Here is a 17891-nt window from a genome sequence, read left to right as displayed (position 1 = left end):
GTCACGGGTTGCCTGCCAGTTTTACGTGGCTGGAGATTTCGCGGAAGCGCTCGGTCTCGGCGCGGTACATGGCGTCGGCCTGTTCCGCGCTCATGGGGGCGGAAACTTCGATGTTCTGGTGCGCCAGGCTGTCCTTCACCGCGGGATCCTGCATGGCGGCGTTGAGCGCGGCATTCAGCCGCGACACCACGTCTTGCGGCGTGTCGCGCTTGACGAAGTAGCCGGTCCAGGTGGTGAAGTTAAAGCCCTTGAGCAGCTGGCCTTCGTTGACCGACGGCACGCTCTTGAGCGCGGGCAGCTGGCTGCGCTGCGGGTCCAGGCTGGCCAGCAGCTTGATGCGGCCCTGCTCGGCCAGCGCCACCTGCTGCTGCGACAGCGGCAGGATGGCCAGGTCCACCTGGCCGCCGCCGATGTCCTGCATCAGCGGCGCGCCGCCCTTGTAGGGCACGTGCATCATGTTGGCGCCGATGGTTCGGGCCATGTGCTCGCCCAGCACGTGGTACAGCGAACCCACGCCCACGCTGCCGAATGTCAGCGGCTGCGTGGCCGAGCGCGAGCGCGCCAGCGTGACCAGTTCGTCGGCATTGTTGGCGGGCAGGTCGGCGCGCGCCACGATCACCAGCGGCGCCATGCCTATCATCTGCACCAGGCGGAAATCCTCGCTCTTGAGCTTGACCGCGGGGTTGGCAATTGGGGACAGGATCAGTTCGTTGGGCGAGCCCTGGAACAGGTAGTAGCCGTCGGCCTTGGCCCCCAGCACCTTTTGCGCGCCCAGCGCGCCGCTGACGCCGCCCAGGTTTTCCACCAGCACCGGCTGCCCCAGCTGCTTGGACACGGGCGAGGCCACGACCCGGGCGATGGAATCGGACGCGCCGCCGGCCGGGTAGGGCACCATCATCATGACGGGCCGGTCGGGATAGTCTGCGGCCCGGGCGCCCTGGGCCAGCAGCGCCGCGCCCAGCGCCAGCGCACAGCCGGCCAGGCGCAGGCCATTGGAAAGCATGCTCACGAAATTCCCCTTGGAATGATCTAGTCGTGATCCGCATGCTAGGGACAGGCCTCGCTAGTTGTCTAACGAATTGTTATTCTGGAAGCTAGAAAAAAAACTCATAATTAGACGGGGACCCGGGCATGAATCTCAAGCAGCTCGAACATCTGCTGGCGGTAGCCGAGGCAGGTTCCTTCAGCCGCGCAGCCGAACACCTGCATCTGACCCAGTCGGCGCTCAGCCGCAGCATCCGTCTGCTGGAAGATGACCTGGGGGCGCGGCTGCTGGACCGCATGGGCAAGCGCACGGAACTGACACCGCTGGGGCTGACGGTCGCCAGCCGCGCGCGGCGCATCCTGTTCGAATCCGGCGAGCTGCGCCGCAGCGCGGAACTGCTGACCCAGGGAGACCAGGGCAGCATCAGCATCGGGCTGGGGTCGGGGCCGGGCGTCATGCTCATGACGCCGCTGCTGGCGCACGTGGCGCAGCACTATCCGCAATTGAAGCTGGACGTGATGCGCGGTTCGCCGGAGGCCCATCTGGCGCTGCTGCGCCAGCGGCGCCTGGATGCGCTGGTGGTCGATACGCGCGGCATCGTGCCGGCGGCTGACCTGCGCATCGAACCCATTTCGGAAATGCGCGCGGGATTCATCTGCCGCCGCGGCCATCCGCTGGCGCAGACGGGACGGCCGGCGCGCTTCGCGGAGGTGGCGGCCTATCCCCTGGCGTCCACGTTTCTGGCGGCCGATACCGTGCGCATCGTGGTCGACCATTTCGGCATCGAGGCCGACCCGCAGACCTCGATGCGCCTGCGCTGCGATGAAATCGGCAGCGTGCTGGAAGCGGTGCGCGTGTCGGACGCGGTGTTCCTGGGCATCGTGGGCGCGGCGCGGGTCGGCATCGCCGCAGGCGAATTGACCGAGTTGTCCACCGACCCGCCGCTACGCAGCCACGCGCTCTTTGCGATGGTGACGCTGACGGGCCGCACCGAGGCGCCGGCGATGGCGCTGGTGCGTGAGTTCGTGGCCCAGCGCCTGCGCGATTGAACGCGCGTCAGCGGTGCTTGCGGTAGGGCTCGTCCTCGGGCACGAAGGTGGCTTCGGCCAGCGCGTCGCGGGTCCATTCCTGCATGGCGGGCAGCGCCAGCACCGCGTCCATGTAGCTGCGCACCGGGCCCGCCGCCGCGATGCCATAGGTGTTGAAGCGCGAGACCACCGGTGCGAAGAAAGCGTCGGCGATTGAGAAGTCGCCGAACAGGAACGGTCCGCCCTGGCCGAATTCCGCGCGCGTGTCATGCCAGATGGCCTGCAGGCGCGAGATGTCCTGTTGCGCCGCCTCGGGGAACGCGATGCCGGGTAGCCGCGCCTCCACGTTCATGGGCAGCGCCTGGCGCAGCGCGCCAAAGCCGCTGTGCATCTGCGCGGTAAGCGAGCGCGCGCGGGCGCGTGCCTTGGGAGCTTGCGGCCACAGGCGGGCTTCGGGATGGCGCTCGGCCAGGTATTCGCAGATCGCCAGCGTGTCCCAAACCGCGAATTCGCCATCCAGCAGCACCGGCACCAGGCCCGCCGGCGATACGGCGTTGACGCGGCGCGAGAATTCCTCGGTGAAAAAGCCGAGCTTTTGCTCGGTAAACGGAATGCCCGCCACGCGCAGGGCGATCCAGGGGCGCAGGGACCAGGACGAGTAGTTCTTGTTGCCGATGATCAAGGTGTACATGCGACGATCCTCTCTAACCGTTGATGTGATGGTTCAGGCGCCCGAGCTGCGGCGCAGCAGCTTGCCCAGATACTGTCCGGTGTGGCTGGCGGGCGTATCGGCCACGTCTTCCGGCGTGCCTTGCGCCACCACGCGGCCGCCGCCGTCGCCGCCTTCGGGACCCATGTCGACCACCCAGTCCGCGGTCTTGATGACGTCCAGGTTGTGCTCGATGATCAGCACCGTATTGCCGCTGTCGACCAGCTGGTTCAGCACCTGCAGCAGCAGCTCGATGTCGCGGAAGTGCAGGCCCGTGGTGGGCTCGTCCAGGATGTAGAGCGTGCGGCCGGTGCTGCGCCGCGACAGTTCCTGCGACAGCTTCACGCGCTGCGCTTCACCGCCCGACAGAGTGGTCGCGCTCTGGCCCAGCCGGATGTAGGACAGGCCCACGTCGATCAGCGTGTGCAGCTTGCGGGCGATGGCCGGCACGGACTCGAAGTATTCCAGCGCCTGCTCGACCGTCAGGTCCAGCACCTCGCTGATGTTGCGGCCGCGATAGCGGATCTCCAGCGTTTCGCGGTTGTAGCGCTTGCCGTGGCAGACGTCGCAAGGCACGTACATGTCGGGCAGGAAGTGCATCTCGACCTTGACCACGCCGTCGCCCTGGCAGGCTTCGCAGCGCCCGCCCTTGACGTTGAAGCTGAAGCGCCCCGGATCGTAGCCGCGGGTGCGCGCCTCCGGCACGCCGGCGAAGAGTTCGCGGATCGGCGTGAACAGGCCCGTGTAGGTCGCGGGATTGCTGCGCGGCGTGCGGCCGATGGGGCTCTGGTCCACGCTGATGATCTTGTCGAAGTTCTCCAGCCCCAGCATCGACACGTAGGGGGCGGGCTCGCTCTGCGCATGATGCAGCTGGCGCGACACGGCGACCGCCAGCGTGTCGTTGACCAGCGTGGACTTGCCCGAACCGGACACGCCAGTCACGCACACCAGCCGGCCCGCGGGGATGCGCAGGTCCACGTTCTTCAGGTTGTTGCCGCTGGCGCCCGTCAGGGTCAGCCAGGACAGCTCCTCGTTGACGGGCCGCCGCTGCGGAATGGCGATGGCGCGCGCGCCGCTCAGGTACTGGCCGGTCAGCGACTGGGGATCGCGCTGCACGGTTTCCGGGTCGCCCTGCGCTACGACCTGGCCGCCGTGCTCGCCCGCGCCCGGCCCCATGTCGACGACCCAGTCGGCCATACGGATCATGTCTTCGTCGTGTTCCACCACGATGACGCTGTTGCCGAGGTCGCGCAGGTGCTGCAGCGTGCCGATCAGGCGGTCGTTGTCGCGCTGGTGCAGGCCGATGGAGGGCTCATCCAGCACGTACATCACGCCGGTCAGGCCCGAGCCGATCTGGCTGGCCAGGCGGATGCGCTGGGCTTCGCCACCCGAGATGGTGTCGGCGCTGCGGTCCAGCGACAGGTAGTTCAGCCCCACGTTGTTCAGGAAGCTCAGGCGCGCCTCGATCTCGCGCACGATGCGCTGCGCGATTTCCTGCTTGGCGCCCGTCAGGCTCAGGTCGCGGAACCAGGTCAGGCAGGTCGACAGCGGCATGGCCTCGACCTCGTAGATGGCCTGGCCGTGGCGTTCGCCGCCGCGCGGATCCTGGCCGATCAGTACGTTGCGGGCCTCGGGCCGCAGGCGCGAGCCGCCGCAGTCCGGGCAGGTCTTGATATTGCGGTACTTGCCGAGTTCTTCGCGCACCGTGGCCGAATCGGTTTCGCGCCAGCGGCGCTCCAGGTTCGGGATCACGCCTTCGAACGTGTGGCGCTTGACCGTGCTGCGGCCCTTTTCGTTCAGGTAGAGGAACGAGATCTCTTCGTCGCCGGAGCCGTACAGCACCTTGTCGCGCAGCGCCTCGGGCAGTTCCTCGAAGGGCGCCTCGATGTCGAACTCGTAGTGCGCCGCCAGGCTGGTCAGCAGCGAATGGGTGAAGGCGTTGCGGCGGTCCCAGCCGCGGATGGCGCCGGCCGCCAGGCTCAGCTCCGGGAAGGCGACCACGCGCTTGGGGTCGAAGAAGCCGACCTGGCCGATGCCGTCGCAGCTGGGGCAGGCGCCCATGGGGTTGTTGAAGCTGAACAGGCGCGGCTCCAGCTCGGGCAGGCTGTGGCTGCATACCGGGCAGGCGTAGCGGCTGGAGAAGACCTGCTCGCGGCCGCTGTCCATGTCCAGCGCCAGGGCGCGCCCCTCGGCCAGCTGTAGCGCGGTCTCGAAGCTTTCCGCCAGGCGCTGCTTGCTCTCGGGCTTGATGCGCAGCCGGTCGATGACGACGTCGATGTCGTGCTTCTCGGTCTTCTTCAGCGGCGCCATGCCGTCGATTTCGGTCATCTGGCCGTCCACGCGCAGGCGCACGTAGCCCTGCGCCTGCAGGCTGGCGCACTCGTCCTCGTAGCTGCCCTTCTTGCCGCGCGCGATTGGCGCCAGCACCGCCAGGCGGGTTTCGGGCGTCCAGGACAGCACCGCGTCCACCATCTGGCTGACGCTTTGCGCCTGCAGCGGCAGGCCGTGGTCGGGGCAGTAGGGCGTGCCGACCCGCGCATACAGGAGGCGCAGGTAGTCGTGGATTTCGGTGATGGTGCCGACGGTGGAGCGGGGATTGTGGCCCGCCGCCTTCTGCTCGATGGAAATCGCCGGGGACAGGCCTTCGATCAGGTCCACGTCCGGCTTGTCCATCAGCTGCAGGAACTGCCGGGCATAGGCGGACAGACTTTCCACGTAGCGGCGTTGGCCCTCCGCGTACAGCGTGTCGAAGGCCAGCGAGGATTTGCCCGAGCCGGACAAGCCCGTGACCACCACAAGCTTGTGGCGCGGCAGGTCGAGCGAGACGTTCTTGAGATTATGGGTGCGCGCACCCCGAATGCGTATTGTCACGTCCATCGGGCTCTTTTAAGCGGTTTCAAAGGCCAACTTGGTACTATAGCGCGCCGAATCCCCTAGCGTACGGGGCAGTACTTCCGCCTGGATTGCCCCGGGAGCGGCGCCGCACCGCCAGATCAGACCGTGAGCGTGTGACATCCACGCGCGCGAACGAGCCCTAGTCATCGTTGAATTTTTCGCATGCAGGCAGATAAAAAATTGAAGTTGACCCCGTCCGAGCGCCGCGCCAGCGTGGCGCTGGCCGGCCTGTTCGCCGCGCGGATGCTGGGGCTGTTCCTGTTGCTGCCGGTTTTTGCCGTGGCCGCCGCCGGCATGCCCGGCGGCGACGACCCCGCCCGCGTCGGCCTGGCGCTGGGCATGTACGGCCTGACCCAGGCTTTCATGCAGATTCCCTTCGGCCTGGCGTCCGACCGCTGGGGCCGCCGCCCCGTGGTGCTGTTCGGGCTGCTGCTGTTCGTGGCCGGCAGCATCGTCTGTGCGCAGGCCTCCGACGTGTACTGGATCACCATCGGCCGCGCCATCCAGGGCGCAGGCGCGATTTCCGCGGCGGTCACCGCCTGGCTGGCTGATTCCACCCGCGACGAGGTCCGCACCCGCGCCATGGCCATGGTGGGCGGGTCGATCGGCCTGTCCTTCGCCGTGTCGCTGGTCCTGTCGCCCGTGCTGGTGGGCTGGTGGGGCCTGTCCGGCCTGTTCTGGACCATCGCCTGCCTGGGCGTGATCTGCCTGGCCGTGGCCGGCTGGGTCGTGCCCGTGGTGCCGCTGACCCAGGCCCGCACCATGCAGGCAGCCAGGCCGCGCGAAGTCCTGACCCATAGCGACCTGCTGCGCCTGAACTTTGGCGTGTTCGTGCTGCACCTGATCCAGGTGGCGCTGTTCGTGGTGGTGCCGGCCCTGCTGGCGAAGGTGGGCGGCCTGGACGCGCGCGAGCTCTGGAAGGTCTATCTGCCGGTCATCCTGGTTTCCTTTGTGCTGATGGTGCCGGTGGTGTTCGTCGCGGAAAAGCGCCGCGCCCATCGCGGCGCTCTGCGCGCCGCCGTGGCCGGGCTGGTGCTGGTGTGCGCCTTGCTGCCCGCGGCCAGCCATGGCTTCTACACCCTGGCCGCCGCCCTGACAGGCTTCTTCGTGGCCTTCAACGTGCTGGAAGCCTTGCAGCCGTCGCTGGTGTCGCGGGTCGCGCCGCAGGCCTACAAGGGCCTGGCGCTGGGCTTCTACAACACCGCCCAGGCCGCCGGCCTGTTCGCGGGCGGGGCGCTGGGCGGCTGGCTGGCCGCCCACTCGGGTTCCAGCGCCGTTTTCATCGCCGCCGCCGTCCTCTCGGCGATCTGGCTGGCGGTGACCTGGGCGCTGCGCCCGCTGCCCGAGCCGGACCGCCAGGCGCCGGCGCGAGCTGGCTGAAAAGTCGGGATCCCACCCCGAAAAGCGCCCAACAGACGCGAAAATTCCATGGCCGGGGTGGATGGCTTTGTCACATTCCGGTTTGGCGCGACAGACGCTTTTCGTCGATAATACGTATCAAATTAGGGCTTCTCAGGGTTCAACCCGGCGTCGCCGGTCATCGTTGCGGTGACCGGCGTGTTTCATGAAGCCGGTCTTCAACATCGCTTTTATGTTGTTGCCGGCGCGTCCGCGGCAACGCACACGCAGGCTGTCAACAACAGAGGGACAACGGCATGGCATCGGTTAACAAAGTCATACTCGTGGGCAATCTGGGGCGCGACCCGGAAGTCCGCTACAGCCCCGAAGGGGCGGCAATCTGCAATATGTCCATTGCCACCACCTCCACCTGGAAAGACAAGGCTTCGGGCGAACGCCGCGAAGAAACGGAATGGCACCGCGTCGTCATGTACAACCGCTTGGCTGAAATCGCCGGCGAGTATCTGAAGAAGGGCCGCTCGGTCTACATCGAAGGCCGCCTGAAGACGCGCAAGTGGCAAGACAAGGACACCGGCGCTGACCGCTACAGTACCGAAGTCGTCGCCGACCAGATGCAGATGCTGGGCGGCCGCGAAGACGGCGGCGGCGGTGGCGCAAGCTTTGGCGGCGGTGGCGGCTACGACGACGCGCCTTCGCGCCCGGCACAGCAACGCGCTCCGGCCCAGCGCCCGGCCCCGCAGCAGCGCCCGGCTCCCGCGGCGGCTCCGGCCAGCAGCGGCGCTAATCTGGCGGATATGGACGACGATATTCCGTTCTAACCGGAATTTTTCCCCGAAGTGTAAAGATGGGCCCTGGAATTCATTTTTAACCAATAGGTTAGATAAGAATTTGCAGGGCCCTGTTTTCTTGCTGCGTCGGTATTGCTAGCCGGGACTTCACCGGCAGTAAAGAATGCACCGCGTTACTCAACTGTGGTGGCCCGCTCTCGTGCTCGCGGACGTTCACTTTAATTGGCCCCCTTGGGCTCCGTCGTTGCTATGATCGATGCGCATTCCGGATCTTCCTTTGGAATGTCTTTGGCTGTGCAGGTCCGAATGAATGCCGCTCGTACCTTTCGATTCTGGCAGGCCTGTAGGAGTGTCTGCTGAGCCAGTTGGGCGATTTGAGCGCTCGATCCCGCCGGAGGGGGAGGCGGAACCGGAGATGGAGGAACCCCCACCATCGGTGGCGCGTTTGCTCCTGTGCGCAGACAGGTGTGGAAATTTGCGGCTGGGGTTGTGGCGCAAGTTTGGAGCATCGCGTAGTTGGGCTTGTACGTGTCAAACTCTTTGGCAATGGTTGCGCAGACCGAGTGCAGGTAAAAAAAATCGTCACTGTCCCGGAAGGCAGTCTCCGTTGAATCTTTCGGACGGCCGATACGTATAATCTCGAGATAGCCTGTTGTTTTCCGCTGGATAAGAAAGTCCTTCTCCACGTACGGCTCCTCCTTAGCCCAGTTCGCCATGACGATCTGTGGGGGAACAGGCCCGCCAGGCGCGGTTGCGTACTGCCCGGATGGAGGCGGTGTAAATGGATCGTATTTTCTTCCGACGCCTATTTTTTCCGTTTCACGAATTATTGTTAAACACGCTTCGCCTTTGCGATCGGGCATCATTTTCTCGGTGATTCTGAAGCTCAGCGTCAGCTCTCCGTTCAGTCGTTCGATAACGACGTCGGGCATCTTCGCCCATTCGGCGATCGATTTCGGAAGAATCTTGTTTGATAGGGAAAAGCCCACACCGTATTTGCTTAGATCCCTGGCTTCGACCTGAGTGACAGGTTGAAATTGATTGCGAAAAACTTTTGGATTTTGTCCTGAAAAATCCATCAAGAATGCATGCCATTTTGGATCAGATCCTGCCAGTCCAATGTCGATGGCCTTGTTCCTCTTCTCTTGCACGGAGATGCTGATTTTTATCTTGTCTCCTACGAGAACGCGTCTTTGAGGGTCAGTAGATGTTGAGCACATCGCATCAGCCGCGATAAGCCCATTGATTTCCGGGAAAACCTGTGGATCGCCTACAAGGAGCGGCTTGCGAATGCTCTCGTCGAGCGTTGTGAGTAGATCCGCTTTCGTGACATAGAAGAGGTCGAACTGGTGTCCTGGAAGCCCGGGTTTATCCAGGGTCTGCGTGAACGTGGGTGATGCCACGACCCACATGCCTTGACCCAAGTCCTTCGTAATAAAGTCCTTCGGCAGTCCCCAGTCGGAGAGATCTGACTGCCATTGGTTGATGTCCGTTACACGAATTGGATCCGCGGAGAAAAGTATTTGCCCTTTTCTTGCGTCTTCCAAGGCGGCTTTCGGCGAAGTTTTCCCGTCGACGACGTAGTAGATCAGGTCGTTTCGTCCGTCCGGCCGCATGATGAAGAACCGGTAGGTGTTGGCGTTGAGTTTGGCGATGGCGGTGGCAGCAGGGATAGCGGCATCCTGCTTTCCTACTGTCAGAGATTCCACTTCGATCCAGACGTCTTGTGACAGCAAGTCCTGTATCTTGCCCGTGTTAATCCTAATGAAGGAGACTGGAACGTCTGTATATGGCGCGAGGGGATCCTGAGGCGGGACCGAGATTTTGCAGGACGCCGGTGGGGTGGTTGACGGCAGGACAGCGTTGGGCGCTGGTGTTGGCGTCTGCGATGCATTATTGGCGGATACACCTGCGGTCGTCCAACTCAGGTCAATCAAATTTGACGTGCTATTACATAGAAATGCTGCCCCCAGCACTTGGGCCGTGCCAGTTTCGAAGCTTTTTGTTTTGAGCGAAACGCGAAGATTTTCAACGTAGCCCCCGATGGTTGAAATATTCTGAAGTCTCACCGCCGTGGAAATCCTGCCCGAATTTGGGTCGAAGCTGACAGTCTTGTTCGTCAGCACTTTTTCCAGACTGTCCAGATCTTCGCTGTCCTTGCTGATTTCCGTCCGTATGGACCTACGTTTCGCCGTCGATGTGGCGTCGTCAGCGTAGGAGGCGGTGCCTTTTAGCGAAAACCCTTTTCCACCATTGCCTATGTTGGCGCCCACGTCGGCGGCAGCCGAGCGTTTAATGGTCTGCTCCCAGGAATCGTCGGCAGTGTTGTTGATTTCGAGAGAGCGAGAGGTCTTTACGGATCGGGTGATTGTATTGTTTTGCTGAGTCGCCCCAGAAATATTTTCATCCAGTGCGACCTCCGTGTCATAGGCTCTAGCGATTATTATCGGATACTCAATAATATTTTGGTTGTTATTATTTGAGAGCGCCAGAAGCTTATCAATATCTGGGTCGGCGTACGCGACCGTGCAGCAGACCATAATCGAAACCCACAGGAGCTGCTTCATATTGTTCTCCGCGCGAATCCCGGGCTACTTGGAGCCGGTGCCATCCGTAATTAGTCTAGCTTACGGAAATTAGATTGGCGACATGGGAAAGGAGGGGGGTATCCCTATAGTGGTGAGCTTCGTGAGCGCCCTCTCGGGGCGCGAGGAATTTCAGCCTGCTGGGCGGACGCATGTTGCGATTCGAGGGCCGATGGTAATTCCGATGGTAATTCTCTAGCCCAGCCGAACTCTTTAAGCCGTGCCGAATCTGCGCTGGCGCAATCGCCACGTCGCGCTGGACGTGCCCTCGGCCGTTACCGTGATACTTGGACAGTTTTTATACCGACTGGGCCTGTTGAGCTGTTCGATGTGGGCGTTCTGTCACTCCTTGCCGAGCTGGGTTTATTCGAGTTTGATGTGCTGGAATCCGTCCAGCGGCGGGTCGGCTGGTACTAATCCCCATCCACGTCTGCACAAAGGAGGAGGCTCGCTCGACGTGCTTGCAGAAGTGAAGGTCCTAGTCCGCTCCCAGTGACCGCCCGGTGTTGGGGAGCTCACAATCTGGCCAACCAACAAGTCGGAACCTTCCGGACTAGACAAAAACCCCGTGGGAAACAAAATGCTTAAATAAAACAATGAGTTGGCTGCAAATTGACAGTCGCAAGGAGCGCTAACCCTTCTAAGCCGCAGCCTGGCATCAGGCTTCCGCAAAACCCGGTAAATTCCTGATTTGCGGGTTTTTTTGTTGCCCTGACGGTAGCGCGGGCAGTGGCGGTCCAAAGGCCGATGGGCGGGCGGGACGCCATTCAGGTGCAGGGCGAAATGAAGCCTCCGGTGTTGGCTGAATCATTTTGTTTCATAAAACCCCCTTGCGCTGTCTACCTAGTAGTAGATAAGATTCATCCATCGACGCAGCAAACCAAACCCCCGCCGACGTCGAAACCAGAAATACAGTAGGACCGCTTTTTTATTTCCCTCGGCATCTACCTATAAGTAGATAGTTTTTCGAACCGCTACGCAATCGTTATCTGGAGATCCACCATGAAGACCCTCGTATCCGCCCTGATCCTGTCCGCTTCCTTCATCGGCGCCGCCCAAGCCGGCGAACTGGACTATCCGCCCGCCCTGAACACCGAAAGCACGGTAACTCGCGCCCAAGTGCAGCAAGAGCTGGCTCAGGCCCGCGCCAATGGCGAACTGGTATCTGGCGAAGAAGGCTACGCCGCCACGATTTTTGCCGCCTCCGGCGACAAGAGCCGCGCCCAGGTCCAGAAGGAACTGGCCGCCGCCCGCGCCCAAGGCCTGACCGACAGCGCCGAACTGGCTTACCCGCCCGTGCAAGGCTGAGTTTTTTTCCCTTAATATCTATCTATAAGTAGATAGCTCCATCGAAACCCTGATGCAGCACCTGATCCTTACTGGAGATCCACCATGAAGACCCTCGTATCCGCCCTGATCCTGTCCGCTTCCTTCATCGGCGCCGCCCAAGCCGGCGAACTGGACTATCCGCCTCCCCTGAACACCGAAAGCACGGTGACCCGCGCCCAGGTGCAGCAAGAGTTGGCCCAGGCCCGCGCCAATGGCGAACTGGTGTCCGGCGAAGAAGGCTACGCCGCGACGATGTTTGCCTCGGCCGGCGACAAAAGCCGCAAGCAAGTGCAGCAGGAACTGGCTGCCGCCCGCGCGCATGGCCTGACCGACAGCGGCGAGCTGGACTACCCGCCCGTGCAAGGCTGAGCTTCATGCCGGTACATGCGGATCCCGGGGGGCGGGATGATTCCCGGCCGGGGTCCGCAAGGGTTTTGGAGCAGTGGCAACGCTGCCGGGCCCGATGACGAATCAACCTATTAGTAGGTAATATTCAGCCATGGACACTCCTACTTCCAACACCACTCGCGAACAGCTTCTGGCCCATGCCGAGAAGCTGATCCGCACGCGCGGATGCAACGGCTTCAGCTACCGCGACCTGGCTGAGCACGTGGGCGTGAAGACGTCCAGCATCCACTATTACTTTCCGGGCAAGGACGACTTGCTCTACGAGGCCGTCGAAGCCTACAGCGCTCGCGCGCTGGCAGCCATGCGCGGCATCGACACATCGCTGCCGGCGCAAGCGCAGCTCGACCAATATCTGTCGATGATGGAATCGCGCGCCTGCGGGTCGGGCGAACTCTGTCTGGCCGGCATGCTGGCGGCCGAGGTCAATTCGCTGCCCGAACGCGTGCGCGGCGCATTGCAAGGGTTTTTCCGCGCGCACGAAGCCTGGCTGGCCCGGGTGCTGGCCGAAGGCGCGGCGCAGGGCACGATGAAGTTCTCCGGCACGCCCGAGGCGGCCGGCCGCGCGGTGTTCGCGACGGTGCAAGGCTGCATATTGGTGGCGCGCCTGTTCCAACAGCCCGCGGCGTTGTGCGAGGCCATCGGCGCCCTGTACGTGGAGTGCGACGGCAAGCACAGCGGCGCAGCCTGAGCGTTCCCGCTCCAAGCAGCCCATCAGCCACGGCCGCCATGCGCAAGCAGGCGGCCGTTGTCTTTTGCGCGGCGGGTTCTCAGGCGGCGAGCAGCGCCCGCGCCATGTCGACGCTGGTGCGCGCCTGTATGCCCAGGTCGCGCATGCGTTGCTGGAATGTTGCCTGCGCGTCTTCGAAACCGGCGACGGGACTCATGCAGTCCGTCAGCAACACCAGGCGCGACAGGTCGCGGCCGGGCAGGTGCTCGGCCAGGTGCTCGACGGTGGCCTTGACGCAATGGCTGCCGGCCTGGCCGCCGATGAGAATGAGCTCGGCGCGGTCCAGCGAATCCAGCAGGCCGCGGTTGAGCTGGCTGCGCGGATCGTCGGCGTCTGGGACTTCGGCCATCAGCGCGCTGTAGTGCTCGGTCCAGGGGTTCATGCCCTTGGGCACCTTGCGCACGATGAATTGGCGTTCGTCTTCCCAGCGGCTGTAGGCAGCGCGCACGTCGGCGTGGACGTTGTGGCCCCAGGTGCCGATCTCGCAATGCAGCGGCCACACCATCAGCGTGTAGCGGCCGCGCGCTTCCAGTTCGTCCAGGTAGGACAGGGTGCGCGGCAGGTCGTCGTCGTGGCGCGGCCGGTATGCGCCCGCGCGCAGCTGCGCCGCCGTGATCTGCGTGTACGGCGCCACGGGCTGGCCGTCGCCGGTGGACCAGAAGGTCGGGTGGGCGATGTCCAGGCGATGGTGCGAATCCAGCGTCACCGTGATCGACGTGAGGGCGGGGGCGGTGGCGTCGATGAAGCGCGCCAACCGCTGCATGTCGGCGTGCGCGCCGGCCACCGGCAGGGCGGGCGCATGCGCCGCGCCCGTCACGGGATCCGTGGGCAGGTAGGACTCAGGCAGATCGCAGAAGTCATTCTGCGGATCGATGATCAGGAGATGATTGGAGCGCGGCATGACGACGTTCGGGACAGGCGAACTCGAAATATAGAACGGGATGGCCATGTCATTCTAGAAAAGTACCAGATGCTCGGCACAGTCCGGCAACTGCCTGAGCAACGCGCGCCACTGCAGCCAGACGCTGGCCCCCGCTGAAACTGCGACCACTGCGATAACGATCCACATGTCAGGCTCCTGGATAATTTCGCACGATCGTGCGAAATTAAAGTGAAGAATTGCCGGCACAGGCCGGCGCTGGGAAATACAACTACTCGAGATACTTGAAACTGCGGTACGTGGAAATCAATCGTTCATAAGCCGCCCGCACGCGCTGGGGCGCCTTCGGGTCCCGCAGGAAGCGAGCGTCGTGCATCAGCCCGATCATCAGGCTGTAGACCTCGAACACGAGCTGTTCGGGATCCGTGTCCGGCCTGACGTGGCCGGCCTCCAGCGCCTGGTTGACCGTGCGCAGCATGGCGGCGCGCCAGCGCCGCAAATTGCCTTCCAGCACCGAGCGCAGCGGCGATTCGACGTCGTCGTATTCAAAGGCGCCGGCCACATAGATGCAGCCGGTCAGCGTTTCGACATTGCTGGCGCGCTCGATCCAGAGCGAGACCAGGGCGTTCAGCCGCGGCAGGCCGCGGGGATAGGCCATGGCTGGCGTGAACACGGCCCCGACGAAACGGCGGTCGTACTCGTCCAGCACCGCCTGCTGCAAGGCTTCCAGCGAGCCCACGCGCGAGAACACGCCGCTCTTGCTGATGCCCAGCCGCTTGGCCACCTGGCCGAGCGACAGGCTTTCCATGCCTTGCGCCGCGGCCATGTCCAGGGCCGCGTCCACGATGGCCGCGAAGGTCAGCTCGCTTTTCTCGGTTTTGGCAGTCATGCGGCAAATTTAGCACGACCGTGCGAATATATGGACGTTATTTTTCAGGGTCGCGCCCCAAAAAAAAAGGACAGCCATGCTGTCCGGTCTTGATGCGGCAACGCGCGCCGGGATCAGGCCTGGGCGGCCTTGAACTCCAGGCGGTACTTGTGCAGCAGCGGCTCGGTGTAGCCGTTGGGCTGGGTCAGGCCTTCGAACACCAGCGCGCAGGCAGCCTTGAACGCCAGCGAGGTGTCGAAGTTACCCGCCATCGGACGGTAGAGCGCGTCGCCCGCGTTCTGGCCGTCGACCACCTTGGCCATGCGCTTGAAGGTTTCCATGACCTGTTCGCGGTTGGTCACGCCATGGCGCAGCCAGTTGGCGATGTGCTGGCTGGAGATGCGCAGCGTGGCGCGGTCTTCCATCAGACCGACGTTGTGGATGTCCGGCACCTTGGAGCAGCCCACGCCTTGGTCGATCCAGCGCACCACGTAGCCCAGGATGCCCTGGACGTTGTTGTCGAGTTCCTGCTGAATGTCCTGCGCGGACCACTTGGACGGGTCACCGACAGGCACGGTCAGCAAGCCGCCCAGCAGATCGTCGCGCACGCTGTCGAGCTTGGTGCGTTCCAGTTCCTGTTGAACCGCCTGCACGTCGACCTGGTGGTAGTGCAGCGCATGCAGCGTGGCGGCGGTGGGCGAAGGCACCCAGGCGGTGTTGGCGCCAGCCTTGGGATGGGCGATCTTCTGTTCCAGCATCGCGGCCATCAGGTCCGGCATGGCCCACATGCCCTTGCCGATCTGGGCGCGGCCGCGCAGGCCGGCATCCAGGCCGACCAGCACGTTGTTGCGTTCGTAGGCGGCGATCCAGGCGGTGGATTTCATGTCGCCCTTGCGCAGCATCGGGCCGGCTTCCATGCTGGAATGCATTTCGTCGCCGGTGCGGTCCAGGAAGCCCGTGTTGATGAAGGCCACGCGCGCGGCGGCGGCTTCGATGCAGGCCTTGAGGTTGATGCTGGTGCGGCGCTCTTCGTCCATGATGCCCATTTTCAGGGTGTTGCGCGGCAGCTTGAGCAGGTCTTCGACGCGATCGAACAGCTCGCTGGCGAAGGCGGCTTCCACGGGGCCGTGCATCTTGGGCTTCACGATGTAGACGGAGCCGGTGCGCGAGTTCAGCTTGTGCTTGCGGTCCTGCAGCGCGGCCAGGCTGGTGACCACGGCGTCCAGGATGCCTTCGGGAATCTCGCGGCCCTCGCGGTCCAGGATGGCCGGGTTGGTCATCAGGTGGCCGACGTTGCGCACGAACATGAGCGAACGGCCGTGCAGGGTCAGCGGCGAGCCGTCGGGACGCGTGTAGTCGCGGTCGGCGTTCAGTTTGCGGGTGAAGGTCTTGCCGCCCTTGGTGACTTCTTCGGTCAGATCGCCCTTCATCAGGCCCAGCCAGTTGCGGTAGACGTGGACCTTGTCCTCGGCATCCACGGCGGCGATGGAGTCCTCGCAGTCCATGATGGTGGTGAGCGCGGCTTCCACCAGCACGTCCTTGACGCCGGCCGCGTCGGTGGCGCCGATGCTGTGGCTGCGGTCGATCTGGATTTCGAAGTGCAGGCCGTTGTTCTTGAGCAGGATGGCCGTGGGCGCGGAGGCCTCGCCCTGGTAGCCGGTGAACTGCGCGGGATTCTTCAGGCCGGTCGAGCCGTTGGCCAGCGCCACGCGCAATTGGCCGTTTTCAACGGTATAGCCGCGGGCGTCGGCATGCGAACCCTGGGCCAACGGGGCAGCGGTATCGAGGAAGGTGCGGGCGCGGGCGATGACGGCGGCGCCGCGTTCCGGGTTGTAGCCGCTGCCGGTGTCGCCGGGCGTGGCGGGAATCGCGTCGGTGCCGTAGAGCGCATCGTACAGGCTGCCCCAGCGCGCGTTGGCGGCGTTCAGCGCGTAGCGCGAGTTGGACATGGGCACGACCAGTTGCGGGCCGGCCTGCTGCGAGATTTCGGTGTCGACGTTGTCGGTGGTGGCGCGTACGCTGGCGGGTTGCGGCAGCAGGTAGCCTATGCCTTCCAGGAATTTGCGGTAGGCGGCCGGGTCGGCGATGGGGCCGGGGTGGGCGCGGTGCCAGGCGTCGAGCTCTGCCTGCAGGCGGTCGCGTTCGGCCAGAAGGGTGCGGTTCTTGGGAGCGAGGTCGTCCACCAGGGTCGCGAAGCCTTGCCAGAAGCCGTCGGCATCCAGGCCGGTGCCGGGCAGGGCTTCCTGTTCGATGAATTGGTTGAGATTGGCCGCCACTTGCAGGCCGTGGTGCTGGATGCGTTGAGTCATGCGGTTCTCTAGCGGTAAGGGACTGGCCGACGCCGCGCGCCGGGCGTAAATCTGGTCCCGACATCATCGTTCGCGCCTGCCGCAATGTCCATATCAAAACCCACTGGTCATACCAGTTTGTGCACTGCCGTATGGGCAAAGCCGTATTTTTTATGGTTTTATATCAGCTACTTACAGGGGTGCGATGCAAGGGCTCGAATTGGAGCTGCACTTGGTCATACCACTGGTGCGGAGAGTGCATGTACGCGGAAACTGAAGAAAAACCCCGCCAGGTGGCGGACGAGGTCGCCGAGCGGATCGAGCGCCTGATCCTGGACGGGGTGCTGAAGGCCGGCCAGGCGCTGCCTTCCGAACGGCGCTTGACCGAGAAGCTGGGCGTGTCGCGCACCGCCTTGCGCGAAGGGCTGAAGCTGCTGCGCGCACGCGAGATCATCCATACCGCGCAGGGCAAGGGTTCGTATGTGGCGCACATCTCCAAGGTGGATGCCGGTCCGCTGATGCATTTGTTCAATTCGCAGCCGCGCACGCTCTACGACCTGCTGGAAGTGCGTTCGCTGCTGGAAGCCGAGTCGGCCCGGCTGGCGGCCATACGCGGCACCGAGGCGGACTTCATCATGATCCGCCGCCGCTATGACGAAATGGTGGCGGCGCAGGGCACGGCCACCGACACGGCGACGCATGCGCACCTGGACCACGCCTTCCACCTGGCGATTTGCGAGGCTTCGCACAATCCGGTGCTGGTGCACACGCTGCAATCGCTGACGGACCTGCTGCTGGGTTCGGTCTTCGCCTGTGTCAATAACCTGTACCACCGCCAGCCCGAGAAACGTCAGATCGACCGGCAGCACACGCGGCTGTTCAACGCCGTGACGGCGCGTCAGCCCGAGCAGGCGCGCAAGGCGGCCGCGGACCACGTCGACAGCGTGCGCCAGAGCCTGGCCGATATCGAGCAGGAAGAGCAGCGCCTGGTGCGCGCGACGCTGCGGCTGGAAGGCTGGAGCTAGCGTCCCGCGCTCTTGCG

14 protein-coding genes are annotated in these 17891 nt (G+C 63.9%); 7 read left to right on the top strand and 7 right to left on the bottom strand.

All coding sequences use genetic code 11. The features are described 5' to 3' along the window. Nucleotide 1: 1 nt before the first annotated feature. Nucleotides 2–1003: a tripartite tricarboxylate transporter substrate binding protein gene (locus BRO63_RS31280; RefSeq protein ID WP_088143451.1), complete on the bottom strand. Its 1002-nt coding sequence runs from the start codon at nt 1001–1003 to the stop codon at nt 2–4. A gap of 128 nt (nt 1004–1131) precedes the next feature. On the opposite strand from BRO63_RS31280, the gene BRO63_RS31275 reads away from it, so the two are divergent. After that, nucleotides 1132–2034 carry a LysR family transcriptional regulator gene (locus BRO63_RS31275; RefSeq protein ID WP_088143450.1) on the top strand — a complete coding sequence of 301 codons (903 nt, stop codon included), beginning with the start codon at nt 1132–1134 and terminating at the stop codon, nt 2032–2034. A 7-nt stretch (nt 2035–2041) separates the two neighbouring features. Here the strand turns inward: BRO63_RS31275 and BRO63_RS31270 are convergent, their stop codons facing one another. Further along, nucleotides 2042–2704 carry a glutathione S-transferase family protein gene (locus BRO63_RS31270; RefSeq protein ID WP_088143449.1) on the bottom strand — a complete coding sequence of 221 codons (663 nt, stop codon included), beginning with the start codon at nt 2702–2704 and terminating at the stop codon, nt 2042–2044. Between the two features lie 33 nt (nt 2705–2737). Next, nucleotides 2738–5599, bottom strand: a complete 2862-nt coding sequence (uvrA, locus tag BRO63_RS31265; RefSeq protein WP_088143448.1) for an excinuclease ABC subunit UvrA — start codon at nt 5597–5599, stop codon at nt 2738–2740. A gap of 180 nt (nt 5600–5779) precedes the next feature. Here uvrA and BRO63_RS31260 point away from each other — a divergent pair, with 180 nt between their 5' ends. Beyond that, nucleotides 5780–6997: an MFS transporter gene (locus BRO63_RS31260; protein WP_088143447.1), complete on the top strand. Its 1218-nt coding sequence runs from the start codon at nt 5780–5782 to the stop codon at nt 6995–6997. Nucleotides 6998–7272: 275 nt separating this feature from the next. Further along, nucleotides 7273–7794, top strand: a complete 522-nt coding sequence (ssb, locus tag BRO63_RS31255; RefSeq protein WP_013396947.1) for a single-stranded DNA-binding protein — start codon at nt 7273–7275, stop codon at nt 7792–7794. Between the two features lie 188 nt (nt 7795–7982). On the opposite strand, the gene BRO63_RS31250 is transcribed toward ssb, so the two are convergent. Then, entirely contained in the window at nt 7983–10331 is a 2349-nt protein-coding gene (locus BRO63_RS31250; RefSeq protein WP_088143446.1) for a hypothetical protein, read from the bottom strand. Between the two features lie 1020 nt (nt 10332–11351). Between BRO63_RS31250 and BRO63_RS31245 the strand changes: the two genes are divergently transcribed. From BRO63_RS31245 to BRO63_RS31235, 3 genes are all read left to right on the top strand, one after another. Further along, on the top strand, nt 11352–11657 hold the full coding sequence (locus BRO63_RS31245; protein WP_042795957.1) for a DUF4148 domain-containing protein: 306 nt from the start codon (nt 11352–11354) through the stop codon (nt 11655–11657). Nucleotides 11658–11741: 84 nt separating this feature from the next. Beyond that, on the top strand, nt 11742–12047 hold the full coding sequence (locus BRO63_RS31240; protein WP_088143445.1) for a DUF4148 domain-containing protein: 306 nt from the start codon (nt 11742–11744) through the stop codon (nt 12045–12047). Nucleotides 12048–12177: 130 nt separating this feature from the next. Further along, on the top strand, nt 12178–12774 hold the full coding sequence (locus BRO63_RS31235) for a TetR/AcrR family transcriptional regulator (RefSeq protein WP_088143444.1): 597 nt from the start codon (nt 12178–12180) through the stop codon (nt 12772–12774). Nucleotides 12775–12853: 79 nt separating this feature from the next. Here BRO63_RS31235 and BRO63_RS31230 read toward each other — a convergent pair whose 3' ends face one another. The 3 genes from BRO63_RS31230 to BRO63_RS31220 form a co-directional block, all read right to left on the bottom strand. Further along, a complete protein-coding gene (locus BRO63_RS31230) occupies nt 12854–13714 on the bottom strand; it encodes a cysteine hydrolase (RefSeq protein ID WP_088143488.1) in 861 nt (286 codons plus the stop codon). 250 nt (nt 13715–13964) lie between these two features. Beyond that, nucleotides 13965–14582 (bottom strand): TetR/AcrR family transcriptional regulator, encoded by a 618-nt coding sequence (locus BRO63_RS31225; protein ID WP_088143443.1) that lies wholly within the window; start codon nt 14580–14582, stop codon nt 13965–13967. Between the two features lie 113 nt (nt 14583–14695). Further along, the gene (locus BRO63_RS31220) at nt 14696–16870 is read right to left on the bottom strand and encodes a malate synthase G (protein WP_088143442.1); all 2175 of its coding nucleotides are present in this window, start codon (nt 16868–16870) and stop codon (nt 14696–14698) included. 239 nt (nt 16871–17109) lie between these two features. Between BRO63_RS31220 and glcC the strand changes: the two genes are divergently transcribed. Next, the gene (gene glcC, locus BRO63_RS31215) at nt 17110–17874 is read left to right on the top strand and encodes a transcriptional regulator GlcC (protein WP_013396917.1); all 765 of its coding nucleotides are present in this window, start codon (nt 17110–17112) and stop codon (nt 17872–17874) included. The last annotated feature ends 17 nt before the right edge of the window (nt 17875–17891 follow it).

It is taken from the genome of Achromobacter xylosoxidans, from assembly GCF_002192695.1.
GTDB classification, from domain to species: domain Bacteria; phylum Pseudomonadota; class Gammaproteobacteria; order Burkholderiales; family Burkholderiaceae_B; genus Achromobacter; species Achromobacter xylosoxidans_C.
This window is presented reverse-complemented; position numbering and strand designations above follow the sequence as displayed.